Source organism: Streptomyces sp. SID14478 (assembly GCF_010548525.1).
Lineage (GTDB): Bacteria > Actinomycetota > Actinomycetes > Streptomycetales > Streptomycetaceae > Streptomyces.
In genome coordinates this window covers 1-3,350 of the sequence record NZ_JAAGMG010000793.1, presented here as the reverse complement: position 1 = coordinate 3,350, position 3,350 = coordinate 1, and the positions used below count along the sequence as shown (strand labels likewise).

Genomic DNA, 3,350 nt, shown 5'->3' with positions numbered 1-3,350 from the left:
CCCGACGGCACGCTCCTCGACGCCGCGATCCGGGCGATCAGGGCGGGCGACCTCGCCTCCACGGCCCCGCGCAGGACGGTGCCCGCGGCGGGCGGCGAGCTCCCGCGCACCGCCGCCGCCGAGACCCTCGCCACGATGCAGGCCGCGGTCCTCACCGGCGACACCCTGTGGATCGGCTACGTGAACGCGGAGGGCGCCGCCAGCCAGCGCGTCATCGCCCCCATCCGCGTCGAGGGCGGCTTCGTGACGGCGTACGACCACACCGCCGACGAGGTCCGCACCTATCCGCTGCACCGGGTGACGGGCGTCGCGGAGCTCGCCGACCAGTAGGGGCCCGGACGCGGGCCGGCCGTGATCGCTCCGCGATGCGGCACACTGGACGTTTGGCCACCTGGCCATGCCCATGAGAAAGGGTGCCGCGCGTGAACGGTCCACTCATCGTCCAGTCGGACAAGACCCTGCTCCTCGAGGTCGACCACGAGCAGGCCGACGCGTGCCGCCGGGCGATCGCCCCGTTCGCCGAGCTGGAGCGCGCCCCCGAACACATCCACACCTACCGCCTCACCCCGCTCGGGCTGTGGAACGCGCGGGCCGCCGGGCACGACGCCGAGCAGGTCGTGGACGCGCTCGTGGAGTTCAGCCGCTACCCGGTGCCGCACGCGCTGCTCGTCGACATCGCCGAGACGATGGACCGCTACGGCCGCCTCACCCTCTCCAAGCACCCCGCGCACGGCCTCGTCCTGACCACCACGGACCGCCCGGTCCTGGAGGAGATCCTGCGCTCCAAGAAGGTCGCCCCGCTGGTCGGCAACCGCATCGACGCGGACACCGTGGCCGTGCACCCCTCCGAGCGCGGCCAGATCAAGCAGACGCTGCTGAAGCTCGGGTGGCCGGCCGAGGACCTCGCCGGGTACGTGGACGGCGAGGCTCACCCGATCGAGCTGGCGGAGGACGGCTGGTCCCTGCGCCCGTACCAGAAGCAGGCGGTCGAGGGCTTCTGGCACGGCGGTTCCGGCGTCGTCGTGCTGCCCTGCGGCGCGGGCAAGACGCTGGTCGGCGCCGGGGCGATGGCGCAGGCCAAGGCGACCACCCTGATCCTCGTCACGAACACCGTCTCGGCCCGCCAGTGGAAGCACGAACTGGTCAAGCGGACCAGCCTCACCGAGGAGGAGATCGGCGAGTACAGCGGCACGCGCAAGGAGATCCGCCCCGTCACCATCGCCACGTACCAGGTGCTGACGACGAGGCGGAAGGGCGTCTACCCGCACCTGGAGCTCTTCGACTCCCGTGACTGGGGCCTCGTCGTCTACGACGAGGTGCACCTGCTGCCCGCCCCGGTCTTCAAGTTCACCGCCGATCTGCAGGCGCGCCGCCGCCTCGGCCTGACCGCGACCCTGGTGCGCGAGGACGGCCGCGAGTCGGACGTCTTCTCCCTCATCGGCCCGAAGCGGTTCGACGCGCCGTGGAAGGAGATCGAGGCGCAGGGCTACATCGCGCCCGCCGACTGCGTCGAGGTCCGGGTCAATCTCACCGACTCCGAGCGGCTCGCGTACGCCACCGCGGAGGCCGAGGAGAAGTACCGCTTCTGCGCGACGACCGCGACGAAGCGCAAGGTCACCGAGGCCCTCGTGCGCAAGCACATGGGCGAGCAGACGCTGGTGATCGGCCAGTACATCGACCAGCTCGACGAACTGGGCGCCCACTTGGACGCCCCGGTCATCAAGGGCGAGACGACGAACGCGGTCCGCGAGAAGCTCTTCGAGGCGTTCCGCCAGGGCGAGATCAGCGTGCTCGTGGTCTCCAAGGTCGCGAACTTCTCCATCGACCTGCCGGAGGCGACGGTCGCCATCCAGGTGTCGGGCACGTTCGGCTCCCGCCAGGAGGAGGCCCAGCGCCTCGGCCGCGTCCTGCGCCCGAAGGCGGACGGCCACGAGGCCCGCTTCTACTCGGTCGTCGCCCGCGACACCATCGACCAGGACTTCGCGGCGCACCGCCAGCGCTTCCTGGCCGAGCAGGGCTACGCGTACCGGATCGTGGACGCGGACGAGCTGCTGGCCGAGGGCTGACGCAGCGCCGCGCCGACGACGGCGAGGCCGAGCAGCGGGTACGGCGACGCCAACGGCTGCTGCCACCACGGCAGATGGAGGTCGAGGGCGCCCGCGTGCGGCAGCAGCCACATGGTGCGGGCGGTGAACACCAGCGCGATCGCCGCCGTCGTACGCCGATGGCCCGACGCCCACAGGAGCGCGAGCAGCGGCACGCACCACACCCAGTGGTGCGACCAGCTGATGGGCGAGACGAGCAGCGCGGTGAGGGCGGTGAGCGTGATGCCCTCGGCGTCGGTGCGGGTCGGGCGGGTCGCCGCGTACAGGCCCGCGGCGGCGACGGCGGCCGCGGGCAGCGCCCACAGCAGACCCGGCTCCGTGGTGTGCAGTGCCCGCGCGGCCAGCCCTTGCAAGGACTGGTTGTCGACGATCCAGGCCTTGCCGACGCGGCCGGTCTCGTAGAGGCGGCGCGTCCAGAACTCCCAGCTGGCGTACGGGAGTACGAGCCCGCCGACGGCCACCGTCGCGGCGAACCCGGCGGTCGCGTACCCGGCTTCCCGGCGGCGGCCCGTCAGGAACAGGTACGCGATGAAGACGGCCGGGGTGAGCTTGATGCCGGTGGCGATACCGAGGGCGATGCCCCTGCCCCGCGTCAGGGACCACAGCACCAGACAGGCCAGGGCCAGGTTGACCTGGCCGAACAGGAGGGTCTGGAAGACCGGTTCGAGCCACAGGGCTCCGCCCGTGATCAGACAAAGGGTGGCCCGCGCGGGGCGCAGGCCCGCCAGTCGGCAGGACAGGTGGACGAGTACGGCGGTGAGGGTGACGTTGCCGAGGAGGAAGACGGCCTTGAGGACGGGGAGCGGGAGCCAGGTCGTCGGGATGAACAGGAGGGCGGCGAACGGGGGGTAGGTGGCGGGGAGTTGCCACGCGGTGACCGTGAAGCCGTAGAGGTTCGCGCCGCCCGCTGCCGCGGCGGCGCCTTCCGCCCGGTAGACCAGGGTGTCGGCCATGGGGGCGTGTTGGAGGGTGCAGAGGGTCACCAGGGCGAGGGTGGAGGCGGCCAGCAGCACGCATGCGGTCACTTTGTGTGTGGGGGGAGTCACGTTGGGCGAGCCTATTCGCCTTGGGCGTGCGCGTGCGTTAGCGGCCGCGCGCCGGTGGGGCTTCTCGCGCAGTTCCCCGCGCCCCTGAAATGCAGGCGCTTCGCGCCGCATTTCCCCGACGAGATGCCGCCCGGCCAAGACGCGCCCCTGAGATGGCGCACCGAAGGTGCGCATCTCAGGGGCGCGGGGAACTGCGCGA

At 72.0% G+C, this 3,350-nt stretch carries 3 protein-coding genes; 2 read left to right on the top strand and 1 reads right to left on the bottom strand.

The window, feature by feature from the left end:
* Both G3I40_RS26220 and G3I40_RS26215 read left to right on the top strand, forming a co-directional pair.
* A partial coding sequence (locus G3I40_RS26220) for a WYL domain-containing protein (RefSeq protein ID WP_164304623.1) occupies nt 1–330 on the top strand: 330 nt, incomplete at its 5' end.
* 92 nt (nt 331–422) lie between these two features.
* Nucleotides 423–2,066, top strand: coding sequence for a DNA repair helicase XPB (locus G3I40_RS26215; RefSeq protein ID WP_164304621.1), 1,644 nt, complete (start codon nt 423–425; stop codon nt 2,064–2,066).
* Here the strand turns inward: G3I40_RS26215 and G3I40_RS26210 are convergent.
* Nucleotides 2,018–3,115 carry a glycosyltransferase 87 family protein gene (locus tag G3I40_RS26210; RefSeq protein WP_239091946.1) on the bottom strand — a complete coding sequence of 366 codons (1,098 nt, stop codon included), beginning with the start codon at nt 3,113–3,115 and terminating at the stop codon, nt 2,018–2,020. The two genes, G3I40_RS26215 and G3I40_RS26210, sit on opposite strands and share 49 nt — an antisense overlap.
* Nucleotides 3,116–3,350: the final 235 nt, after the last annotated feature.